Origin of the sequence: Streptomyces sp. NPDC047706 (assembly GCF_043204795.1) — a bacterium.
Taxonomy (GTDB): domain Bacteria; phylum Actinomycetota; class Actinomycetes; order Streptomycetales; family Streptomycetaceae; genus Streptomyces.
In genome coordinates this window covers 168,233-182,770 of record NZ_JBIDCW010000002.1, presented here as the reverse complement: position 1 = coordinate 182,770, position 14,538 = coordinate 168,233, and the positions used below count along the sequence as shown (strand labels likewise).

Annotated in this window: 14 protein-coding genes and 1 pseudogene; 8 read left to right on the top strand and 7 right to left on the bottom strand. The window is 72.6% G+C overall.

The genetic code is table 11. The features are described 5' to 3' along the window. The first annotated feature begins 238 nt into the window (after positions 1-238). Together ACGF8A_RS02725 and ACGF8A_RS02720 are read left to right on the top strand one after the other, a co-directional pair. The gene (locus tag ACGF8A_RS02725) at positions 239-1,219 is read left to right on the top strand and encodes a sporulation protein (RefSeq protein ID WP_393103485.1); all 981 of its coding nucleotides are present in this window, start codon (positions 239-241) and stop codon (positions 1,217-1,219) included. A 66-nt stretch (positions 1,220-1,285) separates the two neighbouring features. Continuing rightward, a complete protein-coding gene (locus ACGF8A_RS02720; RefSeq protein ID WP_393103483.1) occupies positions 1,286-1,741 on the top strand; it encodes a tellurite resistance TerB family protein in 456 nt (151 codons plus the stop codon). 78 nt (positions 1,742-1,819) lie between these two features. Here ACGF8A_RS02720 and ACGF8A_RS02715 read toward each other — a convergent pair whose 3' ends face one another. Together ACGF8A_RS02715 and ACGF8A_RS02710 are read right to left on the bottom strand one after the other, a co-directional pair. After that, a complete protein-coding gene (locus tag ACGF8A_RS02715; protein ID WP_393103481.1) occupies positions 1,820-2,752 on the bottom strand; it encodes a M56 family metallopeptidase in 933 nt (310 codons plus the stop codon). A gap of 6 nt (positions 2,753-2,758) precedes the next feature. Then, positions 2,759-3,148: a BlaI/MecI/CopY family transcriptional regulator gene (locus ACGF8A_RS02710; RefSeq protein ID WP_393103479.1), complete on the bottom strand. Its 390-nt coding sequence runs from the start codon at positions 3,146-3,148 to the stop codon at positions 2,759-2,761. Between the two features lie 173 nt (positions 3,149-3,321). Here ACGF8A_RS02710 and ACGF8A_RS02705 point away from each other — a divergent pair, with 173 nt between their 5' ends. Further along, the gene (locus tag ACGF8A_RS02705) at positions 3,322-3,558 is read left to right on the top strand and encodes a twin-arginine translocase TatA/TatE family subunit (protein ID WP_393103477.1); all 237 of its coding nucleotides are present in this window, start codon (positions 3,322-3,324) and stop codon (positions 3,556-3,558) included. Between the two features lie 148 nt (positions 3,559-3,706). Here the strand turns inward: ACGF8A_RS02705 and ACGF8A_RS02700 are convergent, their stop codons facing one another. Both ACGF8A_RS02700 and ACGF8A_RS02695 read right to left on the bottom strand, forming a co-directional pair. Next, on the bottom strand, positions 3,707-4,822 hold the full coding sequence (locus ACGF8A_RS02700) for an SPFH domain-containing protein (RefSeq protein WP_393103475.1): 1,116 nt from the start codon (positions 4,820-4,822) through the stop codon (positions 3,707-3,709). A 29-nt stretch (positions 4,823-4,851) separates the two neighbouring features. Continuing rightward, positions 4,852-5,289, bottom strand: coding sequence for an NfeD family protein (locus ACGF8A_RS02695; RefSeq protein ID WP_393103473.1), 438 nt, complete (start codon positions 5,287-5,289; stop codon positions 4,852-4,854). Between the two features lie 458 nt (positions 5,290-5,747). Between ACGF8A_RS02695 and ACGF8A_RS02690 the strand changes: the two genes are divergently transcribed. The 4 genes from ACGF8A_RS02690 (at position 5,748) to ACGF8A_RS02675 (ending at position 10,262) form a co-directional block, all read left to right on the top strand. Further along, the gene (locus tag ACGF8A_RS02690; RefSeq protein ID WP_393103471.1) at positions 5,748-6,698 is read left to right on the top strand and encodes an alpha/beta hydrolase; all 951 of its coding nucleotides are present in this window, start codon (positions 5,748-5,750) and stop codon (positions 6,696-6,698) included. A gap of 246 nt (positions 6,699-6,944) precedes the next feature. Continuing rightward, positions 6,945-7,787, top strand: a complete 843-nt coding sequence (locus tag ACGF8A_RS02685; protein WP_393103469.1) for an alpha/beta fold hydrolase — start codon at positions 6,945-6,947, stop codon at positions 7,785-7,787. 146 nt (positions 7,788-7,933) lie between these two features. Further along, positions 7,934-10,021 (top strand): SpoIIE family protein phosphatase, encoded by a 2,088-nt coding sequence (locus ACGF8A_RS02680; protein WP_393103467.1) that lies wholly within the window; start codon positions 7,934-7,936, stop codon positions 10,019-10,021. A 109-nt stretch (positions 10,022-10,130) separates the two neighbouring features. Beyond that, a complete protein-coding gene (locus ACGF8A_RS02675) occupies positions 10,131-10,262 on the top strand; it encodes a hypothetical protein (protein ID WP_393103465.1) in 132 nt (43 codons plus the stop codon). 55 nt (positions 10,263-10,317) lie between these two features. Here ACGF8A_RS02675 and ACGF8A_RS02670 read toward each other — a convergent pair. From ACGF8A_RS02670 to ACGF8A_RS02660, 3 genes and pseudogenes are all read right to left on the bottom strand, one after another. Then, positions 10,318-10,623: pseudogene (locus ACGF8A_RS02670) on the bottom strand (NADase-type glycan-binding domain-containing protein); the annotation flags it as partial. 21 nt (positions 10,624-10,644) lie between these two features. Continuing rightward, a complete protein-coding gene (locus tag ACGF8A_RS02665; RefSeq protein WP_393103463.1) occupies positions 10,645-11,088 on the bottom strand; it encodes a hypothetical protein in 444 nt (147 codons plus the stop codon). Positions 11,089-11,579: 491 nt separating this feature from the next. Further along, entirely contained in the window at positions 11,580-12,836 is a 1,257-nt protein-coding gene (locus tag ACGF8A_RS02660) for a glycosyltransferase (RefSeq protein WP_393103461.1), read from the bottom strand. A 700-nt stretch (positions 12,837-13,536) separates the two neighbouring features. Between ACGF8A_RS02660 and ACGF8A_RS02655 the strand changes: the two genes are divergently transcribed. Then, the gene (locus ACGF8A_RS02655; RefSeq protein ID WP_393103459.1) at positions 13,537-14,517 is read left to right on the top strand and encodes a hypothetical protein; all 981 of its coding nucleotides are present in this window, start codon (positions 13,537-13,539) and stop codon (positions 14,515-14,517) included. Positions 14,518-14,538: the final 21 nt, after the last annotated feature.

The following is a 14,538-nucleotide window of genomic DNA, read 5'->3' as shown; positions in this document are numbered from 1 at the left end:
GACGGCGTGCGGGGCATGGCACGGCTGGTACTGGGAGGCTCACCCATCGCGGGCTCGTGTCTCCTTCTCGGGTCGGTGGGTCGCTGGGCGTCGACCGTTTTCGGACTTTCCCGCCTGGAGGGTTCGTGACACCCGCTCCCGCAGGTCTGGCCATCCTATGCTTCTACTCGCTTGTAGAGAACGACCCGGCGTACCCGGTTGTTCCCACGGAAACGCACGTGAAGGAGTGAACGCCACGATGGTGTTCAAACGACTGCTCGGTTCGCTCGGCGTGGGCGGCCCCACGGTCGACACGGTCCTCGACCCGGGCCCCGCCCGGCCCGGCGGCGCACTCTCCGGCCAGGTGCACCTCAGGGGCGGCACCGCCGACTTCGAGATCGAGCACATCACCCTGGAGCTGGTAGCCCGGGTCGAGGCCGAACACGACGAGGGCGAGAGCGAGGGCGCCGTCACCTTCGAGCGGTTCACCGTCGGCGGCGGCTTCCGGCTCGCCGAGGGCGAGGAGCGCTCCGTGCCGTTCAGCGTGACGCTGCCCTGGGAGACGCCGGTCACCGAGCTGTACGGCCAGCCGCTGGGCGTCGTCCTCGGCGTGCGCACCGAGTTGTCGGTGGCGGGCGCGAGGGACAAGGGCGACCTCGACCCGCTGACCGTCGGCCCGCTGCCCGCCCAGGAGGCGATCCTGGAGGCCCTCGGCCAGCTCGGCTTCGGCTTCCGTTCCGCCGACCTGGAGTACGGACGCATCGGCGGCACCGGGCAGCAGCTGCCCTTCTACCAGGAGATCGAGATCACTCCCTCTCCCCGGTACGCGCACCAGGTGAACGAGATCGAGCTGACCTTCCTCGCCGGCCCGGCCGGTCTGGAGGTGGTCCTGGAGGCCGACAAGCGCGGCGGCCTGTTCTCCTCCGGTCACGACGCGCTCACCCGCTTCACCGTGGGCCACCACGACTCCCGCGACTGGAACACCGAGGTCGACGGCTGGATCCGGCTGCTGGTGGAGGGCCGGGCGGCGCACGCCGCGTACGGCCACGAGGACCACCACGGGCACGGCCACCACGGCCACCACCACGACGGACACCACTCCGGCCCCGGCATGGGCACGGCCGTCGCCGCGGGCGCGGCCGGGCTCGCGGCCGGGGTCGTCGGCGGCATGGTCGCGGCCGAGGTCGTCGACGAGGTGGGGGACTTCTTCGAAGGCGAGGAGGAGGAAGAGGAGGGCTGAACCCGCCCCCTCCTGATAACTTCTACAAGACTGTAGAAGTAGGCGACGACCGTCAATGGAGTCCTCATGGCCCTGTGGGACCGCCTCAAGGAGTCCGCATCGACGATGCAGACCCAGCTGATGGCGAAGAAGAACGACCTCAAGAGCGGCGCCTTCCGCGACGCGAGCATGGCGATGTGCGCGCTCGTCGCCGCTGCCGACGGCACCGTCGACCCCTCCGAGCGACAGCGCGTGGCCCAGCTGATCGCGACCAACGAGGTGCTGCAGAACTTCCCCGCCGACGATCTGCGCCGGCGTTTCGAGGAGAACCTCAACCGCCTGGCCGCCGATTTCGACTTCGGCAAGGTGAGCGTGATGCAGGAGATCGCCAAGGCGAAGAAGAAGCCCGCCGAGGCACGTGCCGTCATCCAGATCGGCATCGTCATCGGCGGCGCCGACGGCGACTTCGACAAGGACGAGCAGGCCGTGGTCCGGGAGGCGTGCTACACGCTCGACCTGCCGCCGCACGAGTTCGACCTCTGACCGGCGGTCGGTCTGGTGCCGGGGCGGGACGCGGGCAGCGCCCCGCCCCGGCACCACCGCGCGCAGGGCGTGCCACGCTCAAAGGGGCGTCGCCGCGTGCAGGATGAGGACCATCGTCACCGCCGCGTTCGCGGACGACATCGCCGACACGGCCGTCCCGACAGCCGCACACCACGCCGCCAGCCCCACCGAGGTGAACAGCGACGGCCAGCGGCGCACCGCCGGAGCCGGCCCGAGCAGCGCGGCCACCCGGCGCGGCACCGGCCCCGGTGCGGCGAAGCCGGCCAGTGTCACGACCGGCGTGCCGCGGGACACCAGCGCGGCCTTGCCGATGGCGCACGCCACCGTCCGGCGGCTGCCCACCGTCTGGGCCGCCTCCTCGTCCGCCCAGCGCTCGGCGGTGTACGACACCGCCGTACGCAGCGGGCGCAGGAACGGGTTGGCCCGCGCGGCCAGTTGGACGGCGAGCAGGAAACGGTGGTGCCCGGCGGCCAGATGGGCCCTCTCATGGGCGAACAGGGCCCGGCGCTCGGCGGGTTCGAGGCGGTCCAGCAGGCCGGTGGTCACCACCACCCGGCCCCGTCGGCCGCCCGGCAGCGCGTACGCGTACGGCACCTCGTCGGGCAGTACGGCCACCGTGGTCCCCGGCAGCCCGGCCAGCGCGCGGTGTGCGTGTCGGCGTACCCTTCCGTGCCGCCACAGGGTCCGGGCGCAGGCCACGACCACGGCACACAGCGCCGGGATCGCCGCCTTGCCGACGACCTCGTCGTACGGCACCGCCGCCCGCACCTCGGGGTCCGACCAGCCGTCGGGCAGCGGGTTGCCGGGCAGCTGGGCGGTGCCCACCACCATGACCAGCCCCAGGCACACCGTGCTGCACATCGCCATCACCGCGGCGACACCGGTCAGCAGCCTCGTCGAGGTGCGGGGATGCAGATGCTGCTCGGCCAGGCGCGCGATCGGCCACGCCGTCAGCGGCAGGACCAGCGGCAGAAAGACGAAGACCCCCATACGGCGTCAGTCTTCCCCTTCGTCGCGGGACTGACCCAGCAGCTCGCGCAGCAGCCGCTCGTCGTCGGGCCCGAGCCCCGTGACGAAGCTGGCCAGCACGGCCTCCCGGTCGCTCTCGGCGTCCAGCACCTTGCGCATCCGGTGCGCCGCGAGACCCGCCTCGTCCGACGCGGGCGTCCACGCGAAGGACCGGCCCGCCCGCTCCCGGGTCACCGCGCCCTTGGCGAGCAGCCGGGTCAGGATCGTGATCACCGTCGTGTAGGCGAGATCGCCGCCCAGCCGTTCCTGCACCCAGCCGGCCGTCACCGGTCCGTCCGCCTCCAGCAGAGCCGACAGGACCAGCGCCTCCAGTTCGCCCTGTCCCCGGCGCCGGGAACGCTGCCGGTCATCCGCCATGCCCTGTCTCCCTTCCGCTGATCTGCGCGTCATGTGCGATACATCGAGCGATACATCGTAGGGAAGAAGCGCGCCGGAGGCCGTCTACCCATATTTCTACAGTGCTGTAGATTCAGGTGGACGCGCAACCTGCGCGCACATGCCACCGACCTCTCCAGAAGGACAGGACCCTGATGTTCGGACTGAGCGAGCTCGCGATCATCCTCATCGTCGTCATCGCCGTCCTGTGCGCGAAGAAGCTTCCCGAACTGGCCCGCTCGGCGGGCAAGTCGGCACGGATCCTCAAGGCGGAGGCCAGGGCGATGAAGGACGAGGACGACCGGGCGGCGCCCCGGGTGATCCAGGGCGAGACCGCCGACCCGGACGCCGCGAAGCCCCAGGCGCCGGGGCAGCATCAGCACCGGCAGTGACCGGGCGGCCTCCCGGGCCCAGCAGGCCCGCACCGGCGGTGACCGGGCGGACCTCCCGCGCCCAGCAGGCCGCCCTGGACCGCGACCGTGCGAGCACCGCTGTCGCCGCCGGCAGGTTCAGCGAGCGGCTCGGCAACCGGGGCCGGGCTCAACCGCCGGACGTCTGACCCCGGCGCGGCGCCTGGGGCGATCTCGCCGCCTCGGCCTCCGCCTTGGCGTCGCTCACGGCGGCCGCGGCCTGCTTCTCCGCCTCGTCGGCGGCCGCGGCGGCGTCGAGCGAGACCGTCCAGCCCGCGTCGAGTTCCGGAGTACGGGCTTCGCCGGGCGTGTCGTCGGCGCCGGCGCCGGCGGTGACTGCTTCCTCGGCTTGCGCGGCCCCGGCGGTACCCGCCGTCGACTCTTCACCGAACGCACGGGTGACGGTCCGCACCGCCTCGGTCAGCTCCCCCGGGATCACCCAGAACGTGTTGTTGTCGCTGCTCGCCAGGTGCGGGAGCGTCTCGAGGTACTTGTAGGCCAGGACCTTCGGGTCGGCGTTGTTGCGATGGACGGCCTGGAAGACGAGCTCCACCGCCTTCGCCTCGCCGTCCGCCCGCAGGATCATGGCCTGCTGGGTGCCCTGCGCCTCCAGGATGTCCTTCTGCTTCGTGCCTTCCGCGGTCAGGATCTTGGCCTGTCGCTCCCCTTCGGCGTGCAGGATCGCCGCGCGCTTGTCACGCTCGGCCCGCATCTGCTTCTCCATCGCCTCCTTGATGGTGTGCGGGGGATCGATGGCCTTGATCTCGACACGGTTGACCCGGATGCCCCACTTGCCGGTGGCGTCGTCGAGGACGGCCCGGAGCCGGGAGTTGATCTCCTCGCGCGAGGTGAGCGTCTCCTCCAGGTCCATGCTGCCGATGACGTTGCGCAGCGTGGTCACGGTGAGCTGATCGATCGCCTGCAGGTAGTCGGCGACCTCGTAGGCCGCCGCCCGCGGGTCGGTGATCTGGTAGTAGAGCACGGTGTCGATGTTCACCACGAGGTTGTCCTCGGTGATCACCGGCCTGGGGTCGGACGAATAGACCTGCTCGCGCACGTCGAGTTTGGTGTTGATGCGGTCCGCCACCGGCACGACCAGGTTCAGGCCGGGTTGCAGTGTCCGGCGGTACCGGCCGAAGCGTTCGATGTTGTAGCGGCGCGCCTGCGGGACGATCCGCACGGTGGAAGCCACCAGGAAGACGACGACGATGGCCGCCACGAGGGTGAGGATGACCACTGGATCCACCGTGCCTCCGTTGCTGTGTGTTCAGCCGTTCATGGAAGGAGCTCGCGGGGGTAGACGAGGGCCGTGGCGCCTTCGATCTCCATGACGTCCACGAGCGCTCCCACCGGGATCACAAGGCTTTCGTCGTAGGCGCGGGCGGACCACTCCTCGCCGGACAGTTTGATCAGGCCGCGGGTGGCGGTGACCTCCTGCACGACCTCGGCCCGCTTGCCGATCAGCGCGTCACTGCCCTCGCGTGTCAGGGGTTGCTGCGCCATCTGCCGCAGCGCGACGGGGCGGACGACGAAGAGGCCCACTGCCGCGGCCACCCCCAGGGCCAGGAGCTGGCCGAGCAGGCCGACGCCCACACCGGCGACCACGGCGGCGACCAGCGCGGCGCCCGCCAGCAACCCGAAGACCAGCGTCAGGGTGAAGAACTCCGCAGCGCCCAACGCCGCGGCGGCGAGCAGCCATACGAACCACGGCATCGAATCGCCCTCCTTCAGGGGCCTTCCCCACCACGCTACCTCCCGGACCGCCGTACGGAACAGGCACGGCAACCGTGATTCCCGATCGCCGGGCCGGGCCGCCCTGCCACCCCGGGCCCGAGGGCGCCGTCCGGACCCCTGACAGCCGGGGCCGACGGGGCGGATCCCGGCAAGGAGGCGTTGCGGCTGCCGCACGGCGCTCCTGGCGGCCGGGGCCGGATCGGTGCGGGAGAACACGGCCGGCCGCCGGAAGGCTCCACCTGTGGCCGTCCCGGGCGCGGCGCTCCCGGGCGGCCCGAGCACGCCGAGCACGCCGGCGAGGGTGGCGAGGGTGGCGACGTGGGTGCCGCTGGCGCACGGCCCACCGGCGGGCGCCCGGCCCGTGTCACACGTCCCGCAGGTTCCCTGTCATAAGGGTCAAAGAAGGAAATAGCCTGCCGAACCCCAGGAGTGCAGTGATGACCAAGCCCGTTCTTGAGCCTGCGGCGCAGGAGATCGCGGATGCGACGGCCAGCCCGCCGTTCCTGTACGAACTCGGACCGGAGGGCGCCCGGAAGGTCCTGGACGACCTGCAGGCGGCGCCGGTGGAGAAGCCTGACGTGGAGGAGAAGTGGACCACGGTGCCCGCCGGGGTGGGCGACGTGCGGGTCCGGATCGTCAAGCCGGCCGGCAGCCGGGGCACCCTGCCGGTCGTCCTCTACGTGCACGGCGGCGGCTGGGTGCTCGGCAATGCCGCAACCCACGACCGCCTGGTGCGCGAGCTGTCCGTGGGGGCGAACGCCGCCGTGGTCTTCGTCGAGTACGACCGCTCGCCCGAGGCCAGGTACCCGGTCGCCATCGAGCAGGCGTACGCGACCGCTCGGTGGATCATCGCGAAGGGCGCGGAGGAAGGCCTCGACGCCTCGCGTCTGGCGGTGGCCGGCGATTCCGTGGGCGGCAACATGACCGCGGCACTGACCATCATGGCCAAGCAGCGCGGCGACGTGACCTTCGTGCACCAGTCGCTGTACTACCCGGTCACCGACGCGGCCCAGGACACCGACAGTTACCGGGAGTTCGCGGACGGTCCCTTCCTCACGGCCAAGGGCATGGCCTGGTTCTGGGACTGCTACACAGCCGATCCCGCGCAGCGGGCGGAGATCACCGCCTCGCCGCTGCGGGCGAGCCTGCAGGAGCTGGCGGGCCTGCCGCCCGCGCTCGTCATCGTCGACGAGAACGACGTGCTGCGGGACGAGGGCGAGGCCTACGCCCGCAAGCTGACCCAGGCCGGCGTTCCCACCACGAGCGTCCGCTACAACGGCATCCTGCACGACTTCTTGATGCTCAACCCCCTGCGGCCCACGCAGGCCACGACCGCCGCGATGGAGCAGGCCGTCCGCACCCTGCGTACCGTCCTCCACGGCAACTGAGGGTTCCGCGCCCGTCACCCGCGGCGCCTGAAGGACTCGCGGCCCCGTAGCTGCTCACCGCCTCGGCGCCGGTGCGCGCGGACCTCGCTCTGCGGGCGCACCGTGGACAGGCGGGGCGAGCCCCCATGTCGGCTCCCGCCCGCCGCCCACGGTCCGCCTCTCCCCGACCGCGGCAGCCTCCTGCCGCACCTGCGCCATGTCCATCCATCGGGCATGGCTGACACCTCTGCCTCGAAAGGGCGCTTCATGTACCGTCATTCGCGTTTCCGGCGTGCCCGCACGCCTCTCACGCTCATGGCCACCGCAACGGTAGCCACCGCGCTTTTCGCCACGTCGGTGGGTCCGGCGAGTGCCGCCAAGAGCACTCCCCAGAAGTCCGCCAAGCCGACCGTCGTGCTCGTCCACGGCGCGTTCGCCGATTCCTCCAGCTGGAACGGCGTCATCAAGAGGCTGAAGCAGGACGGCTACCCGGTGGTGGCCGCGGCCAACCCGCTGCGGGGCGTGAGCATCGACACCGCCGCCGTCAAGGCGGTGCTGGCCGGCATCGAAGGGCCGGTGGTGCTGGTCGGGCACTCCTACGGCGGAACGGTGATCAGCAACGCCGCGCACGGCTCCGGCAACGTCAAGGCGCTGGTGTACGCCGACGCCTTCCTCCCCGAGAAGGGCGAGAGCGCCAACGAGCTGGTGAGCAGGTTCGAGGGCAGCGTCATCGGCAAGGTGCTCCGCCCCGTGCCGATCACCAACCCCGACGGCTCGAAGGACGTCGACTTCTACATCGAGCAGTCCAAGTTCCACAAGGCGTTCGGCGCGGACGTCCCCGCGAGTACCGCCGGTGTGATGGCGGTCACGCAGCGTCCGGGGGCCGCCACCGCCCTCGACGAACCTTCCGGTGAGCCCGCTTGGAAGACCATCCCTTCCTGGGCCGTGGTGGGGACGAAGGACCGGATCATCCCCCGGGAACTGCAGGTCTACATGGCCGAGCGTGCCAAGGCCAGGATCTCGGAGATCCCGTCCTCCCACGCGGTGAGCGTGTCCCACCCGGACGCCGTCACCGACGTCATCGAGAAGGCGGCGCGGACGGTCCGCTGACCGGCGCACCCCGGCGGGGCGGGGCGGCAAAGGCGCCGCCCCGCCCCTCGCCCGCGCCTCCCGGGTGGCGGTGGTCACCGGCGCACGGGCGGGCCCGGCCGCCCGGCCGGAGTGCCACCCCCTCCGTCCGGGCGTATCGTCCCTTTATGTACGCGGAGTCGCTCGCGGACGCCCTGGTGCAGGGGATGCGGGACAGCGGCGCCTGCGTGGGCGCCGTGTATCTGCCGGAACCGGGCGGAGGGGTGCTGCGGCTGGCGGTGCTGAGCGGCGTGCCGTGGGAGGTGGCCGCGCCGTGGGGGCGGGTCGCCCTCGGTGCCACCACGCCGGTGGCCGACGCGGTGCGCGAGCACCGTCTGGTGTGGCTCGGCAGTCAGGAGGAGCTGGCCCGCCGTTATCCGCAGATGGCCCTCGTCCTGCCGTACCCCTTCGTGCTGGCCGCCGCGCCGATCACCACCGACGGCGCGCGGTGGGGCGGGCTCGTGCTCCAGTGGTCCGCGTCGCACCCGGCGCGGCTGCGCGAGCGGGAGCGGGACGCGATCGGCGAGGTCTGCCGGCGGATGGGAGCGATGCTGCGGACCGCCGCCGACAGCGGCCACCCCGTGGTGCACGACGCCGAGCCCGTCCTCGTGCCCGCGCCGGGCGCCGATCCGTCCTGGACGGCCCGCACGCAGTCCGGGCAGGAGTTCGCCGAGCGCCTCCCCGGCGGCTGCTGCGCGCTGGACATGGACGGCCGGATCGCCTTCGTCACCGCCAGCGCCGCCGCCCTCCTCGGCGCCGCCCCGCCCGAACTGCTGGGAGCCCGGCCCTGGGAAGTGCTGCCGTGGCTGAACGACCCGGTCGCCGAGGACCGCTACCGGGCCGCCGTCGTCAGCCGCCGGCCCACGTCCTTCACCGCCCTGCGCCCACCCGACCGCTGGCTGTCCTTCCGTCTCTATCCGGACGGCTCGGGCGTCAGCGTGCGGATCGCGCCCGTCCTCGCGGCGCAGGCCCCGGACGCGGCGCTCTCGCCCGGCCCCGCCCCGCCGTCCGCCAGGGGCCGGGCCGCCGCGCTCTACCACCTGATGCATCTGGCGGCGACCCTCACGGAGGCGGCAGGGGTGCGGGACGTGGTGGACCGGGTCGCCGACCTGGTCCTGCCCGCCACCGGAGCGCAGGCCCTCGCCCTGATGACCGCGGAGGAGGGCAGGCTGCGGATCATCGGCCACCGCGGCTACTCCGCCGACCTGATGAGCCGCTTCGACGCCGCGCCCCTGACCTCGGCCACCCCGGCGGCGCGCTGCCTGACCACCGGCGTCCCCGCCTTCTTCGCCGACTTCGCCGGGCTGAAGCGCGCCTACCCTCCGGCGGTGCTCCAGGACGACATGGCCGCCTGGGCCTTCCTGCCCCTGATCACGTCCGGGCGCCCGGTGGGCTCGCTGGTCCTGGCCTACGACCGGTCCCGCCCCTTCGCCGTCGAGGAGCGCGCCGTCCTCACCTCACTCGCCGGCCTGATCGCCCAGGCCCTGGACCGCGCCCGCCTCTACGACGCCACGAACCGGCTCGCCCACAGCCTGCAGGCCGGGCTGCTGCCCCACACCCTGCCCCGGATACCCGGACTCGACGTGGCCGCGCGCTACCTCCCCGCCGGTCACGGCACGGGCATCGGCGGCGACTTCTACGACCTGATCCGGCTCGACGACACCACCGCCGCCGCGGCCATCGGGGACGTCCAGGGCCACAACGTGCAGGCCGCCGCGCTCATGGGCCAGGTCCGCACGGCGGTCCACGCCACCGCCGGGTCGAGCCCCGGCGAGGTCCTCACCCGGACCAACCGGCTGCTCACCGACCTCGACCCCGGCCTGTTCACCAGCTGTCTCTACGTCCATCTCGATCTCGCGCGCCACCGCGCCTGCCTCGCCACCGCCGGCCATCCGCCGCCCGTCCTGCGGCACCCCGGCGGCCGTACCGAGGTGCTCCGCGTGCCGCCCGGCCTGCTGCTGGGCATCGACGCCACCGCCACCTACCCGGCCACCGGGATCACCCTGCCGCCCGGCGCCGTGCTCGTCCTCTACACCGACGGCCTGGTCGAGGTCCCCGGTGTGGACCTCGACGAGGTCGTCGACGACCTCGCGGGCCGCCTCGCGCGGGCCGGCGACCAGCCGGTGGAGGCCCTCGCCGACACCCTCGTCCGGGACGCCCGGGAGTGCGCGCACCGGAGCGACGACGTCGCCCTGCTGGTGATCCACCCGAGCTGAGGGCCGCGCCGGCGGTCCGTCGGGCGGTTCCACCGGCGTGGTGCCGCCTGGGGCACCGGGAGCAGGCGGACGGGTTCCGGCACGCGTACGACGAGGGCGAACTCGCCGCGTGGCTGCCGCGGTTGCGTACCTCGCCCATCGGGGCGAGCGGCTCCACGTCCTGTTCGGCAACTGCTGCGGCGACGCCGCCGTACGGGCCGCCGACGGGCGGCCGGTGAGGGTCACGGGGCTCGGGGCCTGACGGCGTGGGCGCCTTCGCGCCGCGGCGCGGGGCAGGGCGGGCGCACGCTCTCCGGTCAGCCGCGCTGGAAGAACTCCACCTCCGCCAGGGCCAGATGGCGGCCCTGGGCCTGCCCGACGGGCGATTGCAGTACCAGGCGGACCGCCGTCACGTCGCTGATCCCGGTGGGGATCGTCTGCGGACCCGGTTTGTCGCTGAGCGGGAGCACCTCGTGGCGCTTCCCGCCGTCCCGCGTCGTCACCTCCATGTCCAGCTGGAGCGCGCGCCCCTGACGGGCGTAGTCCTGCGGTTTCGCAGACGCTCCGTTGGTGATGGTCAGGTCGACCATCCGGAACGGCTCGCGGAAGGTGTACGTCACCGAGGCGCCCGCCGTGGGCGCGCCTCAGTAGCGGTTGCTCAGCCCGTCCGTGGTGTTCGTCGCCGGGTGCCGTGCGACCTCCGCGCTCGCCTCGATGTTCGCCGGGGTCACGGGCTTGGCCTTGCCCAGCTTGTCGCGGGTGTCCTCGATCAGGGCGCGTCCGGCGGGGAGGAGCAGGAAGCCGCCCGCGCACAGGGCCAGCACGACCGCCAGGATCACGAAGAACCGCCAGGCACGGCCCGAACTCGCCCGCACCCGGCGGCGGAACGGCCACACCGTCCGCCACCACGGCAGCGGCACCGGCTCGGCGGCGGGCTCCAGCTCGGCCGCGCAGCGCCGGCAGAACCGCCGGCCCGGCTGGTTGGGCGTGCCGCAGGCCGGGCAGGGCTTGCCCGCCACGTCGTCGGGCGCCGCGGCGGGACGTACGACGGGTCGGGGTGCCACCGGCTTGGCGGGGCGCTCGGGCACGGGGTCCTGCTCCGGCGCGCCGGGGCGGGGGCGGCCGGGGAACGGGGACCGGCGGTGCCGCCGGGGGCGGGCGGCCGCGGGGTGGGCGGCCGCGGGGTGGGCGGCGCCGGCTGCGGTGGCGGGGCCGGCTGCGGTGGCGGGGCCGGCTGCGCCGGTGGGGTCGGCGGCACCTGCGAGGCGGCGGGTGACTTCCGGGAGGTGGGGTCCGCCGGGGTGGCTGGGGCGTGCGGTGGCGGGGTCTCCGGAGCGGTGGCGGCGGGGGGCGTGGGCTGCGTGGAGCCGTCGGGGGTCTCGTCGTCGGGGGAGGCCGGCGGGTGTCCACGAACGGCATGGCGAAGAGGTAGTCGTCACGCCCCACGGGCACGGAGGTCAGCACGTCGAGGCTCTGCCGGCCGAAGCGGCCGCGGGGCGCAGGCGGTGCCCGCGTGCGGGCACGGGTGACCGGTCCGGCAGCCGCGCGTTCCAGGCGGCCGGACCGGGGAGCGTCGTGGTCATGGGGCCCCGGGCTCCGTCCGCCGCCGGGGCCGGGTGCCGAACACCCACGCCCGGAAGAGCAGGAAGCGCAGCAGGGTCGCGGTCAGGTTGGCGGCGATCAGTACGGCGAGCTCGACGCGCGGACCGGCCGACGGGGCCGCCTGGTGCAGCAGCGCGAGCGAGCCGCTGGTGAGCGTCAGGCCGAGCAGGAACACCACCAGTCCCCTGGCCTGATGGCGCATCACGCCGCCGGGTCCGCGGATGCCGAAGGTGAGGCGGCGGTTCGCGGCCGTGTTGCCGATGGCGCAGATCAGCAGCGCCACGGCGTTGGCGGCCTGGGCCCCCACCACGGGGCGCAACAGCGAGTACAGCAGCAGGTGGGCGAGGGTGCTCACCACGCCCACGGCGGCGAACCGCACGAGTTGCATCACCAGCCCGCCCGACGGCTCCGCGCCGTCGCTGCGCCGCAGTTCGGCCGGTGGCAGGGTGCCGCGTGCCAGCGCCGAGCCGATCCGGGCGATGCCGCGCAGGTCGGCCAGTGCCGTGGAGACGATGTCGACCCGGCTGTCGGGGTCGTCCACCCAGTCGACCGGCACCTCGTGGATGCGCAGCCCGGCCCGTTCGGCGATGACCAGCATCTCGGTGTCGAAGAACCAGCCGGTGTCCCGCACCAGGGGCAGCAGCCGCTCCGCCACGTCCCGCCGTACCGCCTTGAAACCGCACTGCGCGTCGGAGAAGCCCACGGCGAGGGTCGAGCGCAGCAGGGCGTTGTAGCAGCGGGAGGTGATCTCCCGTTTGGGGCCGCGCACCACGCGGGAGCCGCGGGCCAGGCGGGTGCCTATCGCCATGTCGGAGTGCCCGGATATCAGCGGGGCGACGAGCGGGAGCAGGGCGGCCAGTTCCGTCGACAGGTCCACGTCGACGTAGGCGAGCACCGGGGCCGGCGAGCGGGACCAGGCGGCGTGCAGGGCGCGCCCGCGGCCCTTCTCGTCGAGCCGCAGCCCCTCCACCTCGGCCAGTTCACCGGCCAGCAGGGCGGCGATCTCCGGGGTGCGGTCGGTGCTGGCGTTGTCGGCGATGGTGATCCGGAACGCGTAGGGAAAGGTTTCGCTCAGGTGCGCGTGCAGCCGCCGGACGCTCGGCTCGAGGTCCGTCTCCTCGTTGAACACCGGGACGACGACGTCCAGGACGGGATCCGGGTGATCGGTCGGGACCGGGGTGCGTCGGGGCAGCGGATGTAGGTCCTTCACGGCGGCGGTCCCTCGTTCTGTCACTGGTTCGTCCTTGTTCGTGCTCGGCGCAGGGTATGCCGAAGGTACGTGGGCGCCGGCGTCCACGGGGCACGGTTTCGCGGTCACGGGCCGGTGACCGACGCCGAGGTGCCCTCCGGCTCGCCCCGCGCGGTCGCAGCCGCCGGGTCCATCCGCACCGTCCCCGCTCCCGCCGGTTGCCTGCACCTGGAGTAAAGACGTCGGCGGGCCTGTCGCTATGCACCCGTCACCGGTGATCCAGGTCACACCGACACGGATGTCCGATCATCGACGGTGCTCCAGAATGTAAGGCGAGTCATCACTTTATGTCACACGCGGCAACCGTTTTATTACCTTAATCCTTCACCCGTTTGCTGCGCATCCGGCGGAATGGGGTGCCGTTAGTTTGGATATGACCAAGGCAACCAGGGACGGTATTTTCGGCCTGTTGGCGAGTCAGCAGCGAGGGGGCAGGGCTGCGGGACATGCGGTGACGCTGGGTCCCTATACTTACATTCCGGCCCCGGCCCACTGCTCGGCCGATATCAACGGCACTCTGACCAAAGACGGCCCTCCGGTCGCTCTCCGGGCCACCGAGCCGATTCTCCGAAATTTCCTGGACGTCATGGCCGAGCTCGAGGCCGATCTCGCCCGGAGGTGGCTCGGCTCTCAGCCCGCGACCGGTTTCACACCGGTGAAATAGCAGGATTCGCCAGAATTCGCTATGTATACACAGAGCCATGGCACTCATGGCAATCATGAATCCCGTGGCACCTACGACTCCCGCGGCACCTATGACTCCCGCGGCACCTTCGACCCTCGTGGCGGCTACGATCCGCAGGGCTCCTACGACCCGCCCGGTACCCATGGCACCGGCCGGCATCGAGGTCCGGCGGAGGCAGGCCCGAACCCCCTGGTTCCCCCGGACGCCGCCTGGGACCCCGCCGAGGAACTCGCGTTCATGTTGCAGGACGCGCTGGCGGAGGAGGCGTCCGGCATTCCCGCGGCGGACGCCTCGGTCACCGATCCCGTCCCCGGCACCCCGCTCGGCAATCTCCAGGAGATCACGGCCGAACTGCCACCGCTGAGGGATTCCCCCAAAGGCCACCGCAAGCCCCGCGAACGTGTCGGCCGCAACGCCCTCCGCGCGGTCAGCAGATTTCTCGCCGCCCTGGCGGCCGTCATCGCGTGCAGCGTGAGTTTCTTCGGCGGAATGGCCGTCTACGAACCCCTGCGCCTCTCCGTTTCCCGTACTCACGACGGCATTGTTTCCTTGTGGCCCTTGCTGATCTACGGTCCCTGGCTGGTGGCCTCGCTGTCCGTGCTGCGCGCCGCCCTCCACCAGCGCCGGGCCGTGCACTCCTGGTGTGTGATTCTCCTCTTTTCGACCGCGGCGATGCTTTTATGTGTCGCGCAGGCCCCCCGTACGGTCGTCGACACCGTGACGGCTGCCCTGCCGGGTCTGGCGGCGCTGGCCTGCTTTCAGCAGCTCGTAAGGCAGATCACGCTGACCCGTCCGCCCCGGCGGACACTGCCCCGGCACCGCTCGCGCCCGCCCCTCCAGGCTCCCGGCACCGAGGAATCCCGCGGTTCCGCGTCCCGGGAGGGCCGCCGGGAGCCGCCGGCCGGTTCCTCCGCCCGGACCTCGCGCGAGAGGGACTCCTCGTCGCGGCTCATCCCCAAGCAGGGCGCCACCCGCCGGTAGGCGCCCTGCGGGGCCCGTACG